Genomic DNA, 20,988 nt, shown 5'->3' with positions numbered 1-20,988 from the left:
ACCACCATAACATCACTTATCTAATCAGCAAAACATTTATGCCAGAAACTAGTCAACTCAATTATAGAAGTTTGTCGCATAGTCAAGTAATTCTACATCCCAATCCTAAGGGAATTATCCAGTTTATTGGTGGATTTGTTTTTGGTTCCTTTCCTGTGCCAGCGTATAGATATTTGCATCAATTTTTGTTCGATCAAGGATATTCGCTGATTTTGTATCGCTTCCCATTGAATCCGTTTCAATTAAATCATTGGCAAGTTGCGCTAGATCTACTTAAGGAGCAATATGTCCTCAAAGTAGAAATTGTCAAATTACTCAAACAAGCAAAGCAACCTAGCGAAATTCTCAATGTCTATGCAAATCCTGCTAACTACCGATGGCTAGGTCATAGCCTTGGTAGTAAATATGTGATCTTGCTGGAAATTTTAAGCCATAAGCCAGAAAGACGTATCCAAGTGTTGCAAGATGCTTTAAGACAGGAAGATGTCAATAGTCTAGTCCAAAGCATTAATGTTGCTGAAGCAAAGAAACGGGAGGCAGAGGCATCCCTGCGCCAACTACTACCCGATGCTCTATCAATTAGTCAGTTTTTCATTCGCGATCAACCTGCGGTCTTAATTGCTCCTGAAGTCAGTAATACTGTGAGATTTTTAAGATCTGGTTGGAGAATATCTAGTTCTGGAACTAAACCGAATCAGCAGCAGACTGAAAACTTAATTCGAGACAGTAAAGAACTATTTAACTTAACGGGCATTATTTCTTTTAATTTGGATGCGATCGCTGAAGATGATGTGGCTTTTTTGGTCGAGGAGATTAAACATAGAGCTTTTCAGCCACCTTTATCCAAAGAGCTATATGGCTATCATCTGCAACCGCTTGGAATTCATATTGAAGATCTAGGGCGTGATATCGTGAATTTCTACGAAGAGCTAGAGCAACGTAAAGCTAAGAGCAAGCCTTCGCTAACTAGTGAACTCATTGCTGTCTAAGTAGCTACCCTCCAAACCTGTAGCGATCGCTGCGCGATCGCCACAGATTCGGGGGGATATTCACGAAGTTACATTTTTTATCTAAACGAAAGAAAGTGCTAACCGTAACAATCGCTAACTGTTAAGATGCAAGTAGCAGTTACGACAGCAGCAATCCATGACATTAACGTACGAAAAGACCTTAGCAGATTCGGTCAGAGCAGATTTTGATATTTTGAATCAAGAGGTTAACGGCAAACCCCTCATTTATTTTGATAATGCCGCCAGTTCGCAAAAGCCTAAAGCGGTGCTAAATGCTTGGAAATATTACTATGAGCATGACAATGCCAATGTGCATCGGGGCGCACATACTCTCAGTGCTAGAGCCACAGATGCCTATGAAGGGGCTAGGGATAAGATCGCCAAATTTGTCAATGCTAAATCATCTCAGGAGATTATTTATACCCGTAATGCCAGCGAAGCTATTAACCTAGTTGCCTATACATGGGGCTGGGCTAATCTCAAGGCTGGAGATGAAGTAATTCTCTCGGTAATGGAACACCATAGCAATATTGTACCTTGGCAGTTAATTGCTCAGCGTACAGGTGCGGTGTTGAAGTTTTTAGAATCAACTGACGAGGGAATATTAAGCGTAGAGCAGTTTAAGTCTTTGCTGAATGCCAAAACTAAGCTCGTATCAATTGTCCATGTTTCCAATACCCTTGGCTGTGTCAATCCAGTGGAAGAGATTATTCCCTTAGCCCATGCTCAGGGGGCAAAGGTATTGCTGGATGCTTGTCAAAGCGTTCCCCATATGCCGATTGATGTTCAGGCTTTAGATTGCGATTGGTTAGTGGCTTCGGGGCATAAAATGTGTGCGCCTACGGGAATTGGATTCCTTTATGGTAAGCGGGACATATTACTAGCCATGCCTCCCTTTATGGGTGGTGGGGAAATGATTGCGGATGTATTTCTCGATCATTCTACCTATGCAGATTTACCCCACAAGTTTGAGGCAGGTACACCTGCGATTGGGGAAGCGATCGCTCTTGGTGCGGCGGTGGATTATTTAATGGCGATCGGGATGGACAAAATCCACGCTTACGAACAGGAATTAATTAATTACTTGATGGATTATCTTGTCGAGATTCCTGATATCAAAATTTATGGCCCCCGTCATCATCGTGCAGGTTTAGCAGCGTTTACGATCGCTCACGGTATTCATGCTAACGACTTATCGGCAATGCTCGATCAAGAAGGGATTGCGATCCGTTCGGGACATCACTGTACCCAGCCATTGCATCGCTTTTTAGGGATTAGTGGTTCTGCGAGAGCGAGTGTTTATTTCTATAACACCAAAGCCGAAGTCGATACCTTCGTCACTGCCCTCAAAGAAGCGATCGCCTTTTTCAAAAATGTGATGGCATAAATATATGGTCAGATTAGTCCTATTAGGCGCATCAGGTTCAGGACGCACTACCCAAGCGAAGCATCTACGCGCTTTATTAAATATTCCTGTGATCTCTACCAGCGAAATTTTGCGATCGGAGATGGCGGCAGGAACAGATTTAGGCTTAGAGGTGAAAAGCTTCATTGATGCAGGTGAGTTTGTCCCTGATCCCCTCATAATTTCGCTGATGCGATCGCGCCTAAATAAGGAAGATACTCGGCATGGATGGATTTTGGAGGGATATCCTCGCACGTCTTTCCAAGCGGAGGAGTTAGATTTTTTGCTAGATGAGTTAGGCTGTCCAATTAACCATGCAATTTATCTAGAGGCTTCGGAAGAGACGTTAATGCATCGCTCGCGATCGCGGGGTAATGCCGATGACACAATTGATGTAATTCAGAAACGAATTGAGCAATTTCTGGATTTAACCATGCCTTTATTGGAATATTACGGCTATAAACAGAAATTATTGACTGTCAATAGTGAGCATGATGTAGCCACAGTTAGTTTTCAAATAGAGCATGGCATTAACCATTTACTAAAATAGCAACTTAGAATCCATGAGTCTTAGCTCGACTACAGATAGAGCCTACTGGTTAGCATGGTCACAGGTGCGTGGCATTGGTTCTGTATTAATGAAACGCATCTATCAAGCTTTTGGCTCTATGTCTGAAGCATGGACAGCGATGCCAAGTGATCTCCAAGAAATTGAAGGTATTGGCGGGCAAACCCTTGAAGCAATTCGCCAAGCACAACGCGAAGTGGAACCTTTGTCTTTAATGGCAATCCATGAGCATAATAATCTCAATTTCTGGACACCTAGCGATCGCGAATATCCACAGTTACTTTGGGAAATCCCCGATCCACCAGCAATTCTCTATTATCGTGGTCATCTTACTAATTGGAATGAACGCAATACCGTCGCCATTGTTGGTACGCGCCGAGCAACACCCTATGGCAAGCGTTGGACAAAGAAGTTAGTGACTGCCTTAGCTAAGAGTGGTTTTACAATTATTTCTGGCATGGCAGAAGGAATCGATGGCGAAGCGCATAGGGCTTGTTTGGAAGTTTCTGGTCAAACTGTTGCTGTAGTTGGTACAGGGGTTGATCAAATCTATCCCCACAAACACAAGTCTCTGTATGAGCAAATCGTGGACTCAGGGCTAGTATTGAGTGAATATCCCCAAGGTACTCCACCCGATAAAAAACATTTCCCTGCTCGTAATCGGATTATTGCAGGATTGAGCCGTGTCACTCTAGTAATCGAAGCACCAGAGCGATCGGGAGCTTTAATTACCGCCTATCAAGCCAACGAATATGGACGCGATGTCTATGCGTTGCCAAATTCCATTGAAGTGAATGAAGCAAAGGGTTGCTTGAAGCTTTTGGGTAAAGGTGCTCAGGCAATTTCAGGCGTAGATGAGTTATTGGAGGCTTTGGGAATGTTGCCAAATTTGGATACGCCTGCACCTGCGATCGCAATTTCTGCTCTGCCACCTTTACAGCAAAATATTCTCCAAGCAATCGGTTTTGGCGAGCCTGTTGGTTTAGATTGGATTGTGGAACAGGTGAAAATGCCTTCGGGTGAGGTGTTAGGTGCTTTAACCCATTTAGAACTTGTTGGTGCGATCGCGCCCTACCCTGGAATGCGCTATCAACGCTTAGTATGAGTTATCCCAGAACAGAAAATGGCGTTGCCATTTTCTGTTCTGGGATTAACCCCTAAAGCTTACCTGTATTTGCCTTCATGATAAATCTTTCAAGGGTGAGGATTTCCACCTGATCGCCATAGGGTAAGTATTGTTGTAAATCACCTGAGATATAGAACTCTCGTAATGTCCAGCCTTCACCACCAAGAACTAAATAAGCCTTTTGATAATTTGGATTTTGTTCCATTGCTTCCATTAAGCAAATCACTTCAAAAGGAACTTTCTGTTCCGCCGTACCGCCTACCTGTTGCCATTTGAGAGAAATCAAAACATTGCGATCGCCACGATTAGCAATAACATCAATGATATGTTTGCCTCCCCCCGGACGACTACCAATATATTGCTGAGATTGATAGAGATAACCACCATAAATGAGGGAATGCAAAACCATCTGTTCCAAAACTGTCCCAGTTTCTGTATTCCGAAGACTCATGATAGTTCTAGCTCCTTCGCAAATCCTTTATAAGCAAGCATTTCCTTTGCAGGGACGCGATCACCATTGCAGCTAATGCGGCGTGGAGCATTGAGAATATGAATATTAAATCCTAAATCTTGATAGAGTTCGAGAATCCGAGGAGTCGCTTGGTTCGATGCGATCATAGGACAACTGTGTTGAGCTAGCCAATGCGCCAAACGTTCCTGCTCTGACCATTCAAAGCCATTCTTAGCATATTGGCGAAACTCAACATCATAGGGTGGATCAGCGTAAATAAAATCACTAGCGCTAACAGAGATTTTGGCAAAATCAACATTTGTAAATGTCCATTCAGCAAATGCGAGTTTGTAAGCGGAAAAGTCTTCGGTGTAATTAATAGTTCTATGCCTTCCAAAGGGAACATTAAAACCACCATTACGATTAAAGCGGCATAGCCCATTATAACCAGTACGATTGAGATAATAGAAAAGTTGAGCAGCTTTGGGAGTATTGGACTTTCCTAATTGGATTAAGCGATTAAATTCTACCCGTTGAGTATAGTAAAATTCACGCTCATTTTGAACTTCAATATCTAGCTTTAGTCCCCTTTGCAAACATTTGTAGAAGTTCACGACATGGGGGTTGATGTCATTGAGTAACGCTTGGTGGGGCTGTAAACCCAAAGCGATCGCTAAACCACCACAAAATGGTTCCACTAACCGATAATTGCGATATTTTTGCCAAGTTTTCTGTAAATGTGGCACAAGCCAACGTTTACCACCTGCCCATTTTAAGGGCGGAGTAAGACGTTCGAGCTTGGACACAGGTTCAGCAATATTTGCCACTTGTTTTGCCAAGGGTTTTACGAGCAGAGGAGAGCATAGCATCGATGGCATGGTAGCAAGGAAAAAATTTTCAGCTTATCCAATCTACTGCTATTTCCTCTGCTTTAAAATGAAATAAAACCTAATATTTTGATTAAAGGTATTACAAAGCAATACCTTTAAAGCTTTCCATCATCTAAATCAAGATTTAAGCAGCAACTAGCAAACCTGCACTTGACTGTTTAGGCAATACCTTAACCACATCAATTTTGGCACAGTAGGCAATATCTTCTGCACCATTGAGGTTTAACAACCGCTTGCCATGACTTGCTTGATAAAATAGCTCCTCAACCTCTCCCTTCCAAGCCTTGTACAGAGTTGCCGCAGCGACAGCCTCATCATTGCCACAGTCAGCTTCATTTTCGAGATTAGCAACGATCGCACCCGCACAGGTCGTATCTTCGAGGGAATAGCTACCTTCCCAGCCAGAACCAACGATCCACACAGTTTCAGGCTTAGTTTCACGGAGATAGCTCAATACAGAACCGAGATTAATCATCGCGCAAGCTAATACACTCTTGGCATTTTGGACTTTTTGCAGCGATCGCGTGCCATTGGTCGTACTCATAAAGATCCGCTTACCCTTGACAACTTCTGGTGTAAAGTCAAAGGGAGAATTGCCCAAATCAAAACCTTCCACCGTTTTACCACCACGCTCCCCAACCCTGATTCTTAACTCAGGCGGATGAGCCTCACTTACACGCAGTAGCTCATCGAGATCAGAAAACACTTGTACCCCTTCAGCTCCCGCTGCAAGCGCAGTGGCAATAGTCGTAGTGGCTCGCAAAATATCGACAGCGATCGCGCAGTCTGGAATTACTTCAGCAGGAACTAACTCAGGAGTGTGATAAACAAATATTTTCATGTGCAGATCTGATGATTGAGCTATCTTCTATAAATTAAACTCTATGATTGCTTGTTTTGCAAGGTTTACAAACAAGACAAGTCGCCTAAGCCCCTGTTATTCCTAGCATTACAATAGAAATGTTGTCTTGAATCCCCAAAAAGGACTAGGGGGCATTGACAACAGTATTAAAAGCATCTGTATACCACTGGTTAAAGTTTCCAGCACATTCAGGGTGATTTAGATAATCCTGTGATGATGCCAATTCAGCTAATTTATCTTGTAATGCTGTTTCTAGATTCCAACCAACAGATTTAAAGTAGGTTGCATCATTGGTTCCCCAAGTGGTGTACTGCTCTTGATAAGTCGTACAGTCAAAGGAATATGCACAGCTACCATCATCAATAGTTGCAAGAGGGTTGTAATTTAGAGCGTTTGGATCGGTACAACCATAGAAATCTGTTGATGGACTGCAATCATAAAGCTGCACAGATTTGAAAGAGCGATCGCTACCACACCCGCCAAATTCAACCACAGATACATCAACCAAACCGCCTGAATCGAAAAGCTGTACAGATTTGGATGAGCGATCGCTACCACACCCCGTAAACTCAACCACAGATACATCAATAGACTGACAATCAAAACTACAGCTACCATCATCAACGGTTGCATCAGGGTTGTAATTAGTCGCATTTGGATTAGTACACCCATAGACAGGGTAAATACAACTCCCGTCATTAATATTCGCGTTAGGGTTGTAATTAGTTGCTAAAGGATCGGTACATCCGTAATGAGGACAAAGCGGATCATCAGGAAAAAGAGAGCAAAACTCAGGAGGAGGAGGAGGAGGGGGGATTGGAGTGCAAGGGGGAATGAAATAGGAGGGTAGTGTACCCTTCTGAACTCTTACCCCGTTGACTGTGTTATATGAATCGGTTGTATCAGTTTCTTTTATTATTTCGACGGATGGCGAATTAGTCCAAAAACCCTGACCGTCAGCATATCCCGCTATTGGTGGTGTTACAAACTTAGTCCCATTAAGTTCCGTGACGACAAACTCAGTTTCAAAAACAAAGACGTTGTTATATAGAATCACCTGCCCCAAGTAATTCTTTTTGATAATTCCGAAATCATTAGCAGCTCTTTCTCTGGTATAACCTGCGGGGCATTTATCAAACAGCTTAGGCGGCGAGGGTGGCGGAGGTGGAGTATCGGGGGGACATGGTGAGCATTCGCAGTTCTCATACCACTTTTGATAAAGCCAAAACCCAACAATTTTATCTAGGATTTTTGTTGAATTTCCCTGCAAAATATCATTTGCAGTAAAAAAGTAATTGAGAATGGGAACTAATTCCGCTATGAACTGAAACACATCCTGATAAGTGATGTCATCAGGCAAAGGGGGCGGGTTTTTGGCGCAAAACTGACTAACATCAATTTGCCCCGTTATTTCATCGATAACGATTTCAAAACCCTTTTTAGCAACCTTTTTGAGAATATCGCCAAACACCTGATCAGCATTTTGTAAATCAGGATTAAGTGAAGCTACTTTTTAATAGCGGCTGGAACTACATCCAACAATCGACACAGATTACCCTCTAATCCAAAGAGAGCGCAAAGCACACCTATATCAACGGGATTAATAAAATCTACAGCCCCGCTTTGTTTCTGAGAGCCACACTGACAAGTCATATTGACCTCATAAATTTGACTGTCGCGGTAACTTGATTGCTAAGGTATAGAGAACCGTAGCGACGATAAACACCTGATAAATCCGATAAATCAAACCATTGACTTTTATATTCAACTTTCTTGTCAGAATTCCAGTAAACATTATCGGAACCTTCTGTTTTAAATCCCGTACTAAGAGTTCCTAAAAGTGAGTAGTATTTCTCTAGATTGCTATCACTGCTATTAAATCTTTTACCGTACCAATCAGGAATATTAGCCGCAATAATTACCAAGCTTTCGGCATCATAAGGTATTTGAAAACTCGCTGAAGCGCTTAAAGATATCGTGCCGTATAAATATTGTTTTTTCCTATTTAGCCGTTTTTTAATTTCTTCTAAAAGAATCTCTTTGAGGAAATCAATAATCAAGCTTGCAATGAACTTAACGGGTGCTTTATAACCAACCAAAATAGCAATTAACTTAGGTAGCCAAACTAAAGCACCGCCGTTAGGATAGGGAATAATACTGTTGTCGCCTAACGCTTGCACATACTCATTTTCAATGCTTTGAATAACCGTAAATGTTGCGCTAATCGCTTCATTTACTTCTTGTTGAGCTTGTGATATTTCTTGTAGAGAATCTGGATTATCAAGCTGTATTGATGGCGGATTCCAACTGTTATCTAAAATGGTTACATTGTATAAAACTGATGATTGAGCATCACTACCAAGATTGCAGAATTTATCATAAATATCTGCAATCTTAGAGTAAATATCTTGGAGTGTTTCAAGCTGTGACATCAGTAAACTACATCTCTATCCCAGAATTTTCTGAGTACCAACGTTCATCAATAGTGCTGTAATGCTTTTCCTGGATAGGTTGGGTTAACAATCCTCTTAGGCGTTCGGTTTCCTCTTCGCCTAGTACTTTGCGTTGGAGCTGTGCAACGCGCTCATCGACTCTGACATAGAACTTAGAAAGCTCATCAAGTCTATGATCGTGGGCTGAAAGTGTATCAGAAACAGAATCAAATTCTGTTTCCAACTTTTTACCTAAATTATTAGTATCTTTTTCCAGTGCTGCTAGTCTTGCGTCACGCTCACCGAAGGCGTAGACAACACTCAAGACAGCGATCGCAAATGTTGCGATCGCTATTAAATCTTGAATGGGCATATCTACACCTTAACTTCGTTGACTTTCTGGATGATTCTGTATTCAGCGCTAGCTGTGCCATCCCAACTATGATTGATCGTCATGGTTGTGTATGGCTGAACTAGACCGCCTAAAGGGTCGTATTCTTGCAATTGCTGAAATTGTTCAAGAGTCAGAATTGGCACTTCTAAACGCCGTTTTAGTTTGGTTCCAAAACACGCTGAACTTGTACCATTTGTAATCAATTCCAGAACAACATGACGGGGATGAATCCCATACTCATTTTTATTCTTATTGAGTTTGATATGTGCAGGAATCCTTGGAGCGCTAACATTTTGCGTCTCATTGATTTTTGCCGCCGATGTCCCAACATTGTAAGTATCCAAACTTACTTTCATTAAAGCGGCGATACCTAACACACCATTGCCATCTTTGAGTTCAACCTCATAGGCAAAATCTTGTTTTTGAATGCCTCTAGCCATTTTGCTTTATCTCTGTCTACTAATTTATTTACTTACTTTTTACAAACTTGACAATGCCTAACGCATTTGTTCGCTGACGACGCTGCCAACAATCCATACTCGACCGTTAACAGTTATCTCAGAGCCTGCGGGTGGTGTGGTTGCTGGATCGAGAACGATTACACGCTTTGTAGTCTGTGAAGGTGGCAATAAACAGCCTGTGCTTGCTGCTGTAGACTTCAAATTTAAAATGCAATGTCTAGGCTTGCACCCAACAGCCTTGGCATTTTTGGAAAATTCAAAAGTAATATTTTCGGTAGGTGTGCCTGTTGGCGCTGCACCTCTAACGCTTGCTAGTTCAGAGCTATCGTCTGTACGAGCATAGAAAATATTGCCTTTATCGGTCTTATATTTATATCTACTGGTTCCGCTTGCCATAGTTATTTAGGGGCTATCGTTTTGGTACGTGTCGATGAGCTTGGCGGTATATTTGGCGCGTTCAGCCTTTCGCTCACCAATTGTAAAAGTCTGCATACTTCCGTCTTGGTAATCTCTTAACTGAATTGTGCTTTGTGAGCCTGTCCATAATGGGGCGGTAACAGATTGGCAGATAATATCCCGTTTAATTGGTCTGGTTGGATGATGAGCAATTACATATCGTGGCTCTATATTTCTGGGTAAATACGGTAAGCCTAGATCTGATGATGTAATAGCTGTGAATCCCGTTCCAGTCGTCAAACAGTTGGATTTATCAAGTCTAAGTAGCCATGAATTTCCTTTGTTATCTGTGTATTTAAAATCTGCTAAACTACCTGCCATTTTTTGGATGTCCTCGCGGCGTTAAATGAAATTAAATTGCACCGCGCCATTGTACTTACCTTGTCAAGTCATGCTGTATTTTTGCCTGTGCAGCTCGGCGGCGCAATTTCGCGGAAATAGATAGAAATGAGAAGATAGCTAAACGGCTGATTGCTATACGGGGAGAGACTTTATAGGTATAGTAAGGGGTGGGTGGTAACTTCTATCTCTCACTTATTTATCATTTCATTCTTTAAGTGAGAGGTTTGAATGGGGAAAAATTGCCGCAATGGTCAAGCTGAAATTTTAGATGATCGGGAATTGGATCGGATTTTTCGCCATCTTATCTCGCGTGAGCATAAATTATTTTTCACCATTGCCAGATACACGGGTGAGCGTTTCGGTGCGATCGCTCAATTGCGGGTTAGTGATGTTTATGACGATCATTGCAAACCACTCCAAGAAATTACTTTTCCCGCGTCGATTCGTAAAGCGTCCCCTGATGGTTCCCGCTCTACGCGCCAAATGATTTGTTATGAGCGTTTGGCTGATGGTCTGGCAGCACAGCGCCCAAAAAGTTGCGATCGCTTCTGGTTGTTTCCATCGTCTATCAAAACTGGTCAGCCTATAACTTGGTCTGCTGCGGATAAGTGGTTACGCGCTGCCGTCGAAAGAGCGGGGCTTGAGCATCGTGGTATTTCTGGGCATAGTCTGCGCCGATCATTCATCACCAAGCTCTATGAGTCTGGTATGGATATTCACGCAATCCAACAAATTACAGGTCATAAGTCGATCTCTGTGCTGCAAAAGTACATCGGCAAAAATCCCGCGAAATTGAAGGAGGCTTTAGGCGCTATCTTTGCCTAGATACTTTTTGCCGATCGCCACACATATTTCTTTGGCACTTTTCCCCCCGGTCCACATGGCTGTAATTTTCTCGGTTTGTTTTTGGGGTATGTGGTGATGTCGATAAATCCCCTTGGCATCGAGGTAGACATATCGCTGATATTTGTAAAATTTCCCGTTGCGTCCTTGGACTTGATAAGTCTCGATTGTCCCGTGTTTTCTAGGGTTTAACGCTGTTTCTGGGATATCTGCCATACCGTCAAATATCCCAGAAACATCTACATCGATGTCAACTTTTGCTAACCACTTATCCTGATTAATAAATAATTTCCCGTATTTATGCCATGCAGGATTATTGTCCCATCGGACATAAATAAAGCTGCCTTCGATCTTCATCACTTGCCCAAATCCTTTGGGCTTGGCATGGGGATGCGGGGGGCTGTTATCCACCACGCGATCGCCTATCTCAAATTGATCGGCATATTCCCCATTACTGCCTGTGCGATCGCCTATCTCAATTTCGATGGGTATCACTGCCTGTGTGTGGCGATCGCTTTTCCCATTTCCCGCCCGTTCCTCTGGTAGCTGGTCTAGTCGTATTTCCCCTATGACTTCCGCAAATTTGGCGATCGCTTTTTCTTCTGTGTCTGCCACGGCTATCTTAAATCGTGGCAATATTTCCAGAACGTTCTGGGGTGGTAAGTCTAAAACACTTAGCTGTAAGGCTTCCATACTTTTCTAAGGCGGCGCAACGCGCCGCTAGTTTGGGCGATCGCTTAATTCGGGGTTTGTTCAAGACTGCTATTAATTGGTTGTGGCGCAAAGCTATCAGGTAATTCGTCAATAGTGATATTTAAAGTTTTGCATAGCTTTTTAACCTGCCATAGTTCAAGTTTTGGGGTGACTTTTCCTAGTTCCCATCTAGAGACAGTATTAGCTGACACTTTCAAAGCACCTGCCAACTCTTCCTGAGTTATATCTCCTCTAATTTTTCTAAGCATGGCTAAGGGTGATACTAATTTTTCCATATGATTATACATCCATGTAGATTTTATCTACATACTTGACGATTAACTCTACATAGATGTAGAGTGAAACCAACAAAGCAAAGACAGCACCAAATCGCTTAGGCGATTGAGCGCTGTCTCTGTGAAAACTGATTGATTGATATTTTCCCATACATACCATCGGGCTAGAGACTCCCAAATATCGGTAGACGATCGCGTAGGTATGGGAAATTTTGTACCAATATCTAAAACCTATATGCCTTACGAAATACCGCCTAACTCTCAAGGTTCATTTTGTGCTGGCTGCAATGCTCGGATTTTCTGGGCAAAAACTGAAAAAGGAAAGTGGATACCTTTAGACACTGACCTCAACCCACACTTTAAAACCTGTCCCATGTCTCACAAATTCAGGAAACCAAAATGAAACAACATGAACCGATCGAACAGAAACATGCGTGGGAAGCCATCCTTAAACTTTACGCCTGTATATGCGCGTCTCTGAAAATTGAACCACCAACAGATGACGAGATTGTAGGAACCGTAGGAGCGTTTCTTTGTTCCATTGAAAGCCTTAGCGTAAAAGACAAAGCTGTTATTTCCGCTATTTTTGCTAGTCAAGTTGCAGAGTCTCTAGTCCAAAGGACTAAAGGCTTTGGTCGAAAAACTCATTAATCAAAAAACAAAATGCTAAGAGGTCAACCCATCATGCACCCAATCGGACGTTATTGGAGTTCTCGTACTCACCCTATGCCCGCCAACGTCGAAGGCTGGATCGAGCGCTTACCGATGGCGCAAAAAATCTCGTTGGCTAGTGCCTTACTAAACCAATGCGATCGCGTTTTCCAAAATGCACCAACTCTCTCGGTTATTCGCCCAACTATTCAAGGAGATGACGCTTCATGATGTCCGAACCGTTCAAACCATTTTTAATCAATGATCGCTCTAGTGCCTTGATCAATTTCATTGATGCTAGCCAATTTACCGAGAGCGAGTTAGTCGATGTTTATCTCGGCATGTGCGATCGCCTAAAGCATCTCATTGAACTCAAACCGACTATGAGTTTTGAGATTCATCAGCCTTCATCAGAACTCACAAATGAGACAGTGAAAGGGCTTATGCAAGACTTAAACACCGATGAAAAATTGTTGTTTGAGGTTGAGCCACTTGAGGCTTATATGATTTTGGGCATGATGCAGGCGGCGATTGTCTCGTTGGGTATACCTGAAAACCTTGAAAAGTTCGGACGGAAGTTTATCAAAGCATTTTGCGATCGCTATCGGATTATGTTCCCTGATGTTGTTAAAACTCTTGAGATGGGTTGGACAACCTGTGTGACATCAGAAGAGTTTGACGATCTAATCGATTCTGATGAAAACGAGCTATCTGTTGAAGACTTTCTAGGTAGTGGTGTCTTGATTCGTGTTGGTGATGATTTCGTTGATCATGATGATGACACCTTTAATGATGATGACACCTTTAATGATGATGACATCCCAGAAAGTTTCCTTTCTAGAACTGAATATGTCGAACCATTTGGTGGTCATCAGCATGACGATACCTATGTAGATGATTTCGAGTAGACAACTCAGCAACGGGCGCGGCTTAAACTCCGCGTCGCTTGCTGAGTGTGTCCAAAGCACTCGGCATAGAGAGACGGTTTATGTCTTGAAGAAAGCCTCAGAGCTTCTGACATTCTCAAACCGACTCTCTATCTACCTACAGAATGAATGAAGCCATAAGCGCTTATGGGTGATTCCTAGGTTTTAAACACATAATCACTCGCAACATCATGAATATCATCGGTTTAGACGTTGGCAGAAACAACGTCACGGCTTGTTTGTTGACTGGATACCCAGATCAACCGCTTAAGCATTTCCAAAATATCAAAAAGGACATTATCAAATGTCAAGCTGACTCTATTGGAGTACAGAAATTACTCGAACTAAAACCTGATGGCGTAGTCATGGAACCGACAGGGATTTGGTACAGCAATTTCTGGAAACACCTTGCTGAATTTCACAAAATCCCGATCTATTGGATTGGACATGGTGACTTAGCAAATCAACGGGGCGCGTATGGTTTCAAGAATAAAACCGACCCTGAAGACGCTTATTGCCTAGCACTCACATACTTTGACGATCGCTTTGTTGATGTCCACGGGAAAAAGCGATACCTAGAATTTGAGACAGGAAAAGTCGCTCTGATTCGTGACTGGTTCTTTGAATGTGAACAGCTTGATAAACTTCTGAACTCATTAATTAATCAATGCCGTCAACGCTTGACCCTAGAGTTTCCAGAAATTGCACAGCGTCGATCTAATGTATCTGACAAATTAGGATACTCACCAATTTGGGGATACATTGCAGGAATATACGAATACTCAAATATTAAGACTCTGCATAGCAAAAGCGCAGCTCGCGCCATTGGCATTGAGATTAGCGAATATACCAAAGAACACGCAAAGAAGATCTGCGAACTGCAAAAACAACTCGATAAAAAAGAGCGTGACCTTGCTCTACTCATGCAATCCGATGAGTTTGCACCATACATCAAAGTCTTTAAAAAGTTTGGCTTTGGACTGCGTAACCAAGCCTTGCTACTTTGCCAGTGCTACCCGTTTGAGCGCTTTCTTCTAGACGGTAAACCTTGGGTTGACTACGAAGATGGAATTAACAAACAGGGTGTACCAACATCCCAGAAACGTCACCGATCATTGCGAAGTTTTCAATTATTCCTTGGACTTGGTTATACCGAGAAACAGTCTGGTGATAAGCGAATCAAGGCTTTAGGCGGCTCGGAAGTTACTAGAGCTAGTCTCTACGCTTGGACACTTACCAGCGTGTTACCAGCCCGTCGCGAAACATCTTGGTTAGGGCAAAAGCTCAATGAGGTTCGTGGCGACGGTTGGACTCTGAAGGGTTTGAAAGAATCAAAGATTTCTGGAAAACAGAAAATCATCAGGATTCTTTTTAAGGTTGTCAGAATGTTATTTTATGAACTACACAGAGAATTAACCTAGTAGGTCAAAGCGATCGCTAAAACTGCGATCGCTTTTTTCATGGTTGGAAAATTATCCTAGAATGAATGTCATCTTGAAATTGAGAGTACAACCCCATGATTGCTACCACTGAGCGCCGCTACAGTCTCGAAGAATATCGTGCGATCGCCGAAACATCAACCGAAAAATGTGAATACCGTGACGGAGAAATTATCACGATGACTGGCGGAACACTCAACCATAGCTTGATTATGGGAAATATTTTTTTCATTCTCAAACTTTTGCTCCGCGATACGCAATTTATGGTTATCAATAGTGAAATGCGGATCTGGCTTCCTAACTATCGTTGTGGAGTATATGCAGATGCGATGATTTTTGATGGGAGACCAAGGTTAAATGAAGATCGCCAAGATGAAGCCTTAAACCCAATTTTAATTGTAGAAGTTCTCTCTCCATCAACAGAGGAATACGATCGTACTAATAAATTTAGAATGTATCGCTCTATTCCTAGTTTTTGTGAATATGTGTTAATTCGACAGAATAAAGTTTTTGTTGAACACTATAGCAAGCAAGAACAAGGTTGGAATTATAGCGATTTTGATAGTTTAGACCAGTCTATTTCACTAGATTCTGTAAATCTGGAACTAGCGATCGCTGAAATCTATCGTGATATTAAGTTTTGATAATATATTCTCTAGGTTTTTCTAAAAAATCAGGTATAAACCCATGATTGCCACCTGAGCACCGCTACAGTCTCGAAGAATATCGTAAGATCTCCCCTCATCACCCGCAAACCTGATCGCCTATTCCTCAAATCAAACAGCGATCGCATACTCATAAAACTCAATCGAGATCACAAAAAACATATACTACAAAATACAATTAGATCAGTAACATTCAAATAACGAATATGTTAAAAACTCTTTGGGCTACTGTTCAAAAAGGAAAAATTGAGTTATTGGAGTCTTCAGAACTGGCAGAAGGGACAAAGGTATTGGTGACTGTGCTTTCTGATGACTATGAGTCTGAGTTTTGGCTTCGGGCGAGTCAGTCATCACTTGATGCAGTTTGGGATAATAATGAAGATAATATCTATGCCGAATTACTCTAAAAATATAGTCATTTTAGTTAGATATCCATTTTTAGATCTGTCTAATGCGAAGGTTCGTCCTGCGGTTATTGTCAATACATCACAATATTAGAACTGATTTTCAATATCTCTAGACTGATGCAGAATACGAACAATTTCAATGTAAGTTTCCATTCTTTTGTAGAAGATAATGTATGGCTTAACTGGAAAACTACGAAGTTCTTCAGCAATCTCTTTTCTACTTCTGCCCATCTCTGGGAACTGTGCAAGCATAGGAAACTTGTCAAGGACTTTTGCAAGTAATAAATCGGCTGCTAGGGAATCATTTTGAGCAAGACATACCCACATATCCTCAAGGTCACGATCTGCTTGTCGGGATATCTTAAATCGATTCATTTTTATTAGCTAAGCGTTTTTGACCACGATTTTTAATGTTTTCTAATAGATTGGGTAATGTGTCTGAATTGTATTCGGTGCAGTCACCATTTTTGAGTTGTGCAATTCCGAGGTTAATATCTTGTTGTAGTGTTGCGAGTTTCAGTGCGCGAAGTTCGGCTTCGGCTTGCTCTGCCCGATCGCATATTGCTTGAAAGGCATGAGCATCTTGGACAACGACTTCAGCTTTACCGTTAACGGTTAGCACCATAGGCGATTGTGTTGATTTAATGCGTTCGATAAATTCTTTGGCGTTGCGCTTGAAGTCGCTCAGGGAATGTATATTTTTTAGCTCGATCATAGTTATCAAAGCACTTAATTCGGATCTAATTTAATGATAACTGATCTTTCTTTGCGATCGCAATTTCTTTGATAGTTCATAAATATCTATCGCCTAAATCTCAAAACCAAACAGCGATCGCCCCCTCACCACTCACAAAACCCGATCGCCTATCCCCTCAAATAAAATAGAGATCGCCCTTCAACACCAATAAACCAGATCGCTTATTTCCCTCATCAAACAGCAATTGCCTCATCACCACACCTCACCCCGATCTCCTATTTCCTCAAACAGCAATTAACTAACCCAATATCCCAATTTGAAGGCACTTTAATATTCTATTGCCTGCCACTTTGCGAAAGATTGATATAGAGAGTAATATTGTCAATACCAAAGAAGTGGTATTACTAGTTCTCAAATCATTGGTGTGTGTTATTCCCATTTGTGTAAGAATGCCCTATTTAAAAGTTTGGAATGAGGGAAGAATTTATGACTCATTTTATTGATTGTACACACTGTGAGAGGACTGACAAAGCGATCTTTAATTGCCCATCAAGAGAATTAGGTCGTTGCCCCTTCATCAAATATGAGAATGTCAAGAAGGTTTTAGGTTCCTATAGTCCTCGATCAATTAATGAAGACATTATAATTTGTCTTCTAATATATGTTTGTTGGGGATTAATTAGTTATGCTCTTATTAATGCGTATCAGAATTTGATAGATCCATTTTTCATTCTTTTACTTCTACTTTTACCTTGTTTTTTGATACTAGCGATAGTAATAGCGATTTCTAAGACTATTCGACTACATAACCATCTATCAGGAATGAGATTGGAGTTTTCAACTTTAGCGGGCAGAATAACGGACTTCAAGTGGAGTACAAGTGGAGAAATATTACCTATCCATATCAAACCAATCCAGAGTTTTTCTTTTCCTCTCAGCATCACTGCTTTTAGCGCTATATCTAGTGATGTCAGTGAAAGTTTTAAAACAAATTTTACAATTTTTGATGGGCATTTTTCAGTATCAGAGAACCAGTGTGTACGCATCTTACGTTTTGCTTTAATCAATCTGATTGTTACAGATCATATTGAAGCTTATAGCTATGCTAATAGCTCCAGTGAAAACAACTACTACTTTGTTGTTGGTCGCAACTCAGATCCAGTTAAGGGTGTACTTGAAAGTGAAATATTTAAGCAAATATCACTTTGGGTAAATAGCTCGACAACTGACATGCTAGAAATATGGTCTTGGAGTGAAGGTCCCACTATTTATGATTTAGTATTTAGTGTATTTAGTGATAAAAAAGATCTTTTCTATTCTGAATGGTTGATCGAAAATGTGTATCGTAACTTTCTAGAACTAGGGTTAGGACAAATCATGACTCCACCATCTTTGGGAATTACAACGCACTCTCAGTGGCTCAAATTAGATAAGCTCCAAATTAGTAAAATCAGGCAAGAGATACAAATTGCAGATAATCTTTCAGAGCAGTTTGCACTAATGTATCCAGATTTTTCCCAAGAAATGAACACAAAGATTTTATTAGCTATACAGAATCGGCAGCCTAAAAGTGACGATTAGTAAAGGCTGAGCATATGGAAAGTAAATTTCTCTTGATATCAAGCGCTTACTAAGTTGTGAAAGAGAAAACAAGCGATCAACTCCTTTACATCAACGAGACCAAGCCATTAATCTCTCTAATTTGAAAGAAATTGTTCGCTCTCCTAACCTTTTTGAAGTAGGGCTAAGTTTAAGTTTCTTGAACTGATGAAATAACTTGGTTGGTTAGCTTCTCAGGGACTTCTTGCAAGCGATCAAAGGTTTTGCTGAAAAAGCCTACTCCCATCGTTAGCGATCGCAGTTCTAAGATTAAACTCTGCATTTCTACTTCAGGAATATATGCCGAGACATTATCCCAGCGCTGCCAGCCTTCTTTTGCTTCGTAGCCGAGAATCTGCCCACGTCTACCACTGACCAAGCGCAAAATGCTGGAGGTATATTCATTGGGAATCGAAATTTCCACTAGATTGATCGGTTCTAGCAAAACTGGTTCGCATTGAGGAATCCCTTCCTGCATCGCTAGTCTTGCCGCCTGTTTAAAAGCCTGTTCAGAACTATCAACGGAATGATAGGAACCATTGGTGAGGGTGACGACAATATCGACTACGGGAAATCCTAAGGCTCCTTTAGTCAAATATTCGCGCACACCCGTCTCTACCCCCGGAATATATTGCTTTGGCACAACGCCGCCCACGATGGTTTCTGTAAACTTGAAGCCTTCACCACGAGTCAGAGGTTGAATGTTCAAATAGACATCGCCAAACTGTCCATGCCCACCTGATTGATGCTTATAGCGTCCGTGAGAATTGGTAGCTTTCCGAATCGTTTCTTTGTAGAGAACTTGGGGAATACTTTTAGTCATCGGCAGATTGTACTTACGGCGCATCCGATCCAGTGCCACTTGCAAATGGATTTCGCCCTGTCCCCACAACACGACTTCATGGGTTTCATTATGTTGTTCCCAGCGTAGCGCAGGGTCTTCTTCACAGAGTTTGTTGAGAACGCTACTGAGTTTGACTTCATCGTTACGCTTTTCAGGTGCGATCGCCCAAGCAAATACTGGCTCTAAGGATGGCGCGATCGCTAAGGGTTCAATACTAGTTTGGGCATTGGTTAAGGTGTCGCCTGTTTTAACGCCTTCCATTCTGGCGATCGCGACAATATCCCCTGCTTCTGCCTCAGAAATCGGTTGTTGCTGCCCACCCGTGAGCCGATACAGTCCGCCAATTCGCATACCATTCAGCACAGTGCCATCGGTGAGTTTGCCAAGCCATAACCGTATTAGCGAGAGTTTACCGCCTTGGAGGGTGTAATAGGTTTTGAGAACTTGAGCAACGGTTGCATCGGCTGACTGATTGGCATTTGCCAATTGTGGACGATGGGCAATGGTGGCTTCAGGTTGAGGGGCTTCATTTAGTAGAGCCTTGAGCAAGGGGCGCACACCATAGTCTTGATCGGCAACTCCGAAAAAGACAGGCACAATTTGGTCGGCGCTCAATTCCTTTTGGAGATCTTCGATAACTTCCTCTTGAGGTGGATTAATTTCTTCCAGCAGTTCCTCTAGGAGATGATCATCAAAATTAGCGATCGCTTCCAGCATTTCCTCCCGTTCCACTTTTTCCTGTGAGGCTAGCTCATCGGATAACGCGATCGCCTGTGGTGCAGAATTAGGACGATATTGATAGCCTTGCTCGGTGACGAGATCGATAAAGCCTGTTAAGTCTGGGCCTGTGCTGATGGGGTATTGCTGCGCGACAAGAGGACGATTGGAGACTGTTCTCAGAGATTGCATGAGCGTGCGGAAAGCTTGAGCATGGGCAACTTCTCCAGAACCTGCGCGATCCATCTTGTTCACAAAAATGACATGGGGAATTTGCCAATCATCTAAAAACTTGAGTAAGGGCGCGAGGGTATTCACGCGATCGCTATTTGGTTCACAGACCACAATCGCCATATCGACACCCATCAGCGCATGATAGGTTTCTTGCAGAAATTCCACTGAACCCGGACAATCGAGAAAGTTAAAGCGAATTCCTTCATATTCGGTGCTAGCAAAATTAACTTCCACGCTCATAGAGCGATCGCGAGCTTCGACCGCACTATCACCCACCGTATTTTTATCAGTTACTTTTCCCTTGCGTGAGATTACCCCTGTAACAAATAAAAAACTTTCTAAAAGTGTGGTTTTTCCACTCAGATAAGCCCCAACTAGAGCGATGTTGCGAGTACTCAGCGTTTGCTTACCATTCATAATCTTTACGCCTCTTATCTTCTCTTTCACAAAGATTTTGACTGATAGAAATTATATAGTGTTTTGTATTACTCTATTCACTAGATTAACTTATGTTTCTAGATATTTCTAAGTGTTAATAAATAATCTCAATACTGGATTTATTTATTAATTTCTCTGAAAG

Annotated in this window: 27 protein-coding genes and 1 pseudogene; 13 read left to right on the top strand and 15 right to left on the bottom strand. The window is 41.9% G+C overall.

Translation table 11 applies throughout. The features are described from left to right. Window positions 1-38 precede the first annotated feature (38 nt). The 4 genes from HC246_RS10435 (at window position 39) to dprA (ending at window position 4,088) form a co-directional block, all read left to right on the top strand. Window positions 39-989, top strand: coding sequence for a DUF1350 family protein (locus HC246_RS10435; RefSeq protein WP_169363333.1), 951 nt, complete (start codon window positions 39-41; stop codon window positions 987-989). Window positions 990-1,146: 157 nt separating this feature from the next. Then, window positions 1,147-2,397 (top strand): SufS family cysteine desulfurase, encoded by a 1,251-nt coding sequence (locus tag HC246_RS10430; protein WP_169363332.1) that lies wholly within the window; start codon window positions 1,147-1,149, stop codon window positions 2,395-2,397. Between the two features lie 4 nt (window positions 2,398-2,401). Beyond that, window positions 2,402-2,965: an adenylate kinase family protein gene (locus HC246_RS10425; protein ID WP_169363331.1), complete on the top strand. Its 564-nt coding sequence runs from the start codon at window positions 2,402-2,404 to the stop codon at window positions 2,963-2,965. 13 nt (window positions 2,966-2,978) lie between these two features. Further along, entirely contained in the window at window positions 2,979-4,088 is a 1,110-nt protein-coding gene (gene dprA, locus HC246_RS10420; protein ID WP_169363330.1) for a DNA-processing protein DprA, read from the top strand. Between the two features lie 52 nt (window positions 4,089-4,140). On the opposite strand, the gene HC246_RS10415 is transcribed toward dprA, so the two are convergent. The 9 genes from HC246_RS10415 to HC246_RS10375 all read right to left on the bottom strand — a co-directional run bounded on the left by HC246_RS10415 (window position 4,141) and on the right by HC246_RS10375 (window position 10,376). Next, window positions 4,141-4,560, bottom strand: a complete 420-nt coding sequence (locus HC246_RS10415) for a PD-(D/E)XK nuclease superfamily protein (RefSeq protein ID WP_126384613.1) — start codon at window positions 4,558-4,560, stop codon at window positions 4,141-4,143. Beyond that, on the bottom strand, window positions 4,557-5,438 hold the full coding sequence (locus tag HC246_RS10410) for a DNA adenine methylase (RefSeq protein ID WP_225902934.1): 882 nt from the start codon (window positions 5,436-5,438) through the stop codon (window positions 4,557-4,559). The genes HC246_RS10415 and HC246_RS10410 overlap by 4 nt, the downstream gene beginning before the upstream one ends. A 136-nt stretch (window positions 5,439-5,574) precedes the next feature. Next, on the bottom strand, window positions 5,575-6,291 hold the full coding sequence (locus HC246_RS10405) for a 2-phosphosulfolactate phosphatase family protein (protein WP_169363329.1): 717 nt from the start codon (window positions 6,289-6,291) through the stop codon (window positions 5,575-5,577). A gap of 145 nt (window positions 6,292-6,436) precedes the next feature. Beyond that, window positions 6,437-7,783: a hypothetical protein gene (locus tag HC246_RS10400; protein WP_169363328.1), complete on the bottom strand. Its 1,347-nt coding sequence runs from the start codon at window positions 7,781-7,783 to the stop codon at window positions 6,437-6,439. 178 nt (window positions 7,784-7,961) lie between these two features. Next, a complete protein-coding gene (locus tag HC246_RS10395) occupies window positions 7,962-8,744 on the bottom strand; it encodes a hypothetical protein (RefSeq protein ID WP_169362698.1) in 783 nt (260 codons plus the stop codon). 7 nt (window positions 8,745-8,751) lie between these two features. Then, the gene (locus HC246_RS10390) at window positions 8,752-9,117 is read right to left on the bottom strand and encodes a hypothetical protein (RefSeq protein WP_169362699.1); all 366 of its coding nucleotides are present in this window, start codon (window positions 9,115-9,117) and stop codon (window positions 8,752-8,754) included. A 2-nt stretch (window positions 9,118-9,119) separates the two neighbouring features. Then, window positions 9,120-9,578, bottom strand: a complete 459-nt coding sequence (locus HC246_RS10385) for a hypothetical protein (RefSeq protein ID WP_169362700.1) — start codon at window positions 9,576-9,578, stop codon at window positions 9,120-9,122. A 57-nt stretch (window positions 9,579-9,635) separates the two neighbouring features. After that, window positions 9,636-9,995: a hypothetical protein gene (locus tag HC246_RS10380; protein ID WP_169363327.1), complete on the bottom strand. Its 360-nt coding sequence runs from the start codon at window positions 9,993-9,995 to the stop codon at window positions 9,636-9,638. A 6-nt stretch (window positions 9,996-10,001) separates the two neighbouring features. Beyond that, the gene (locus tag HC246_RS10375) at window positions 10,002-10,376 is read right to left on the bottom strand and encodes a hypothetical protein (RefSeq protein WP_169362702.1); all 375 of its coding nucleotides are present in this window, start codon (window positions 10,374-10,376) and stop codon (window positions 10,002-10,004) included. Window positions 10,377-10,625: 249 nt separating this feature from the next. On the opposite strand from HC246_RS10375, the gene HC246_RS10370 reads away from it, so the two are divergent. Then, window positions 10,626-11,222: a tyrosine-type recombinase/integrase gene (locus HC246_RS10370; protein ID WP_169362703.1), complete on the top strand. Its 597-nt coding sequence runs from the start codon at window positions 10,626-10,628 to the stop codon at window positions 11,220-11,222. On the opposite strand, the gene HC246_RS10365 is transcribed toward HC246_RS10370, so the two are convergent. Genes HC246_RS10365 through HC246_RS10360 form a run of 3 tightly spaced genes read right to left on the bottom strand, consistent with a single transcriptional unit; the run spans window position 11,202 to window position 12,229 of the window. Then, window positions 11,202-11,855 (bottom strand): hypothetical protein, encoded by a 654-nt coding sequence (locus HC246_RS10365; RefSeq protein WP_169363326.1) that lies wholly within the window; start codon window positions 11,853-11,855, stop codon window positions 11,202-11,204. The genes HC246_RS10370 and HC246_RS10365 overlap by 21 nt on opposite strands. A gap of 7 nt (window positions 11,856-11,862) precedes the next feature. Continuing rightward, the gene (locus HC246_RS26355) at window positions 11,863-11,997 is read right to left on the bottom strand and encodes a hypothetical protein (RefSeq protein ID WP_263972463.1); all 135 of its coding nucleotides are present in this window, start codon (window positions 11,995-11,997) and stop codon (window positions 11,863-11,865) included. Next, on the bottom strand, window positions 11,978-12,229 hold the full coding sequence (locus HC246_RS10360; protein WP_169363325.1) for a helix-turn-helix transcriptional regulator: 252 nt from the start codon (window positions 12,227-12,229) through the stop codon (window positions 11,978-11,980). The genes HC246_RS26355 and HC246_RS10360 overlap by 20 nt, the downstream gene beginning before the upstream one ends. Window positions 12,230-12,628: 399 nt before the next feature. Between HC246_RS10360 and HC246_RS10355 the strand changes: the two genes are divergently transcribed. The 7 genes and pseudogenes from HC246_RS10355 to HC246_RS26895 form a co-directional block, all read left to right on the top strand. Then, a complete protein-coding gene (locus HC246_RS10355; RefSeq protein ID WP_169363324.1) occupies window positions 12,629-12,880 on the top strand; it encodes a hypothetical protein in 252 nt (83 codons plus the stop codon). A 12-nt stretch (window positions 12,881-12,892) separates the two neighbouring features. Then, window positions 12,893-13,111 carry a hypothetical protein gene (locus HC246_RS10350; RefSeq protein WP_169363323.1) on the top strand — a complete coding sequence of 73 codons (219 nt, stop codon included), beginning with the start codon at window positions 12,893-12,895 and terminating at the stop codon, window positions 13,109-13,111. Continuing rightward, window positions 13,108-13,788, top strand: coding sequence for a hypothetical protein (locus HC246_RS10345; protein WP_169363322.1), 681 nt, complete (start codon window positions 13,108-13,110; stop codon window positions 13,786-13,788). The genes HC246_RS10350 and HC246_RS10345 overlap by 4 nt, the downstream gene beginning before the upstream one ends. 209 nt (window positions 13,789-13,997) lie before the next feature. Then, window positions 13,998-15,227, top strand: a complete 1,230-nt coding sequence (locus HC246_RS10340; protein WP_169363321.1) for an IS110 family transposase — start codon at window positions 13,998-14,000, stop codon at window positions 15,225-15,227. A gap of 95 nt (window positions 15,228-15,322) precedes the next feature. Beyond that, window positions 15,323-15,889 (top strand): Uma2 family endonuclease, encoded by a 567-nt coding sequence (locus HC246_RS10335; RefSeq protein WP_169363320.1) that lies wholly within the window; start codon window positions 15,323-15,325, stop codon window positions 15,887-15,889. A gap of 227 nt (window positions 15,890-16,116) precedes the next feature. Then, window positions 16,117-16,317, top strand: a complete 201-nt coding sequence (locus HC246_RS10330; RefSeq protein WP_169363319.1) for a hypothetical protein — start codon at window positions 16,117-16,119, stop codon at window positions 16,315-16,317. Continuing rightward, window positions 16,301-16,393 (top strand): annotated as a pseudogene (locus tag HC246_RS26895) (type II toxin-antitoxin system PemK/MazF family toxin); the annotation flags it as partial. The gene HC246_RS10330 and the pseudogene HC246_RS26895, both read left to right, overlap by 17 nt. A gap of 11 nt (window positions 16,394-16,404) precedes the next feature. On the opposite strand, the gene HC246_RS10320 reads toward HC246_RS26895, so the two are convergent. Continuing rightward, window positions 16,405-16,692: a type II toxin-antitoxin system RelE/ParE family toxin gene (locus HC246_RS10320; protein ID WP_169363318.1), complete on the bottom strand. Its 288-nt coding sequence runs from the start codon at window positions 16,690-16,692 to the stop codon at window positions 16,405-16,407. Continuing rightward, on the bottom strand, window positions 16,679-17,032 hold the full coding sequence (locus HC246_RS10315) for a type II toxin-antitoxin system Phd/YefM family antitoxin (protein ID WP_169363317.1): 354 nt from the start codon (window positions 17,030-17,032) through the stop codon (window positions 16,679-16,681). The genes HC246_RS10320 and HC246_RS10315 overlap by 14 nt, the downstream gene beginning before the upstream one ends. Before the next feature lie 810 nt (window positions 17,033-17,842). Between HC246_RS10315 and HC246_RS10310 the strand changes: the two genes are divergently transcribed. Further along, entirely contained in the window at window positions 17,843-18,595 is a 753-nt protein-coding gene (locus HC246_RS10310; protein WP_169363316.1) for a hypothetical protein, read from the top strand. 169 nt (window positions 18,596-18,764) lie between these two features. On the opposite strand, the gene HC246_RS10305 is transcribed toward HC246_RS10310, so the two are convergent. Further along, window positions 18,765-20,825, bottom strand: coding sequence for an elongation factor G (locus HC246_RS10305; protein ID WP_169363315.1), 2,061 nt, complete (start codon window positions 20,823-20,825; stop codon window positions 18,765-18,767). Window positions 20,826-20,988: the final 163 nt, after the last annotated feature.

It is taken from the genome of Pseudanabaena yagii GIHE-NHR1, from assembly GCF_012863495.1.
GTDB lineage: Bacteria > Cyanobacteriota > Cyanobacteriia > Pseudanabaenales > Pseudanabaenaceae > Pseudanabaena > Pseudanabaena yagii.
The sequence above is the reverse complement of the archived record's forward strand: the minus strand, read 5'-3'. Positions and strand labels throughout refer to the sequence as shown.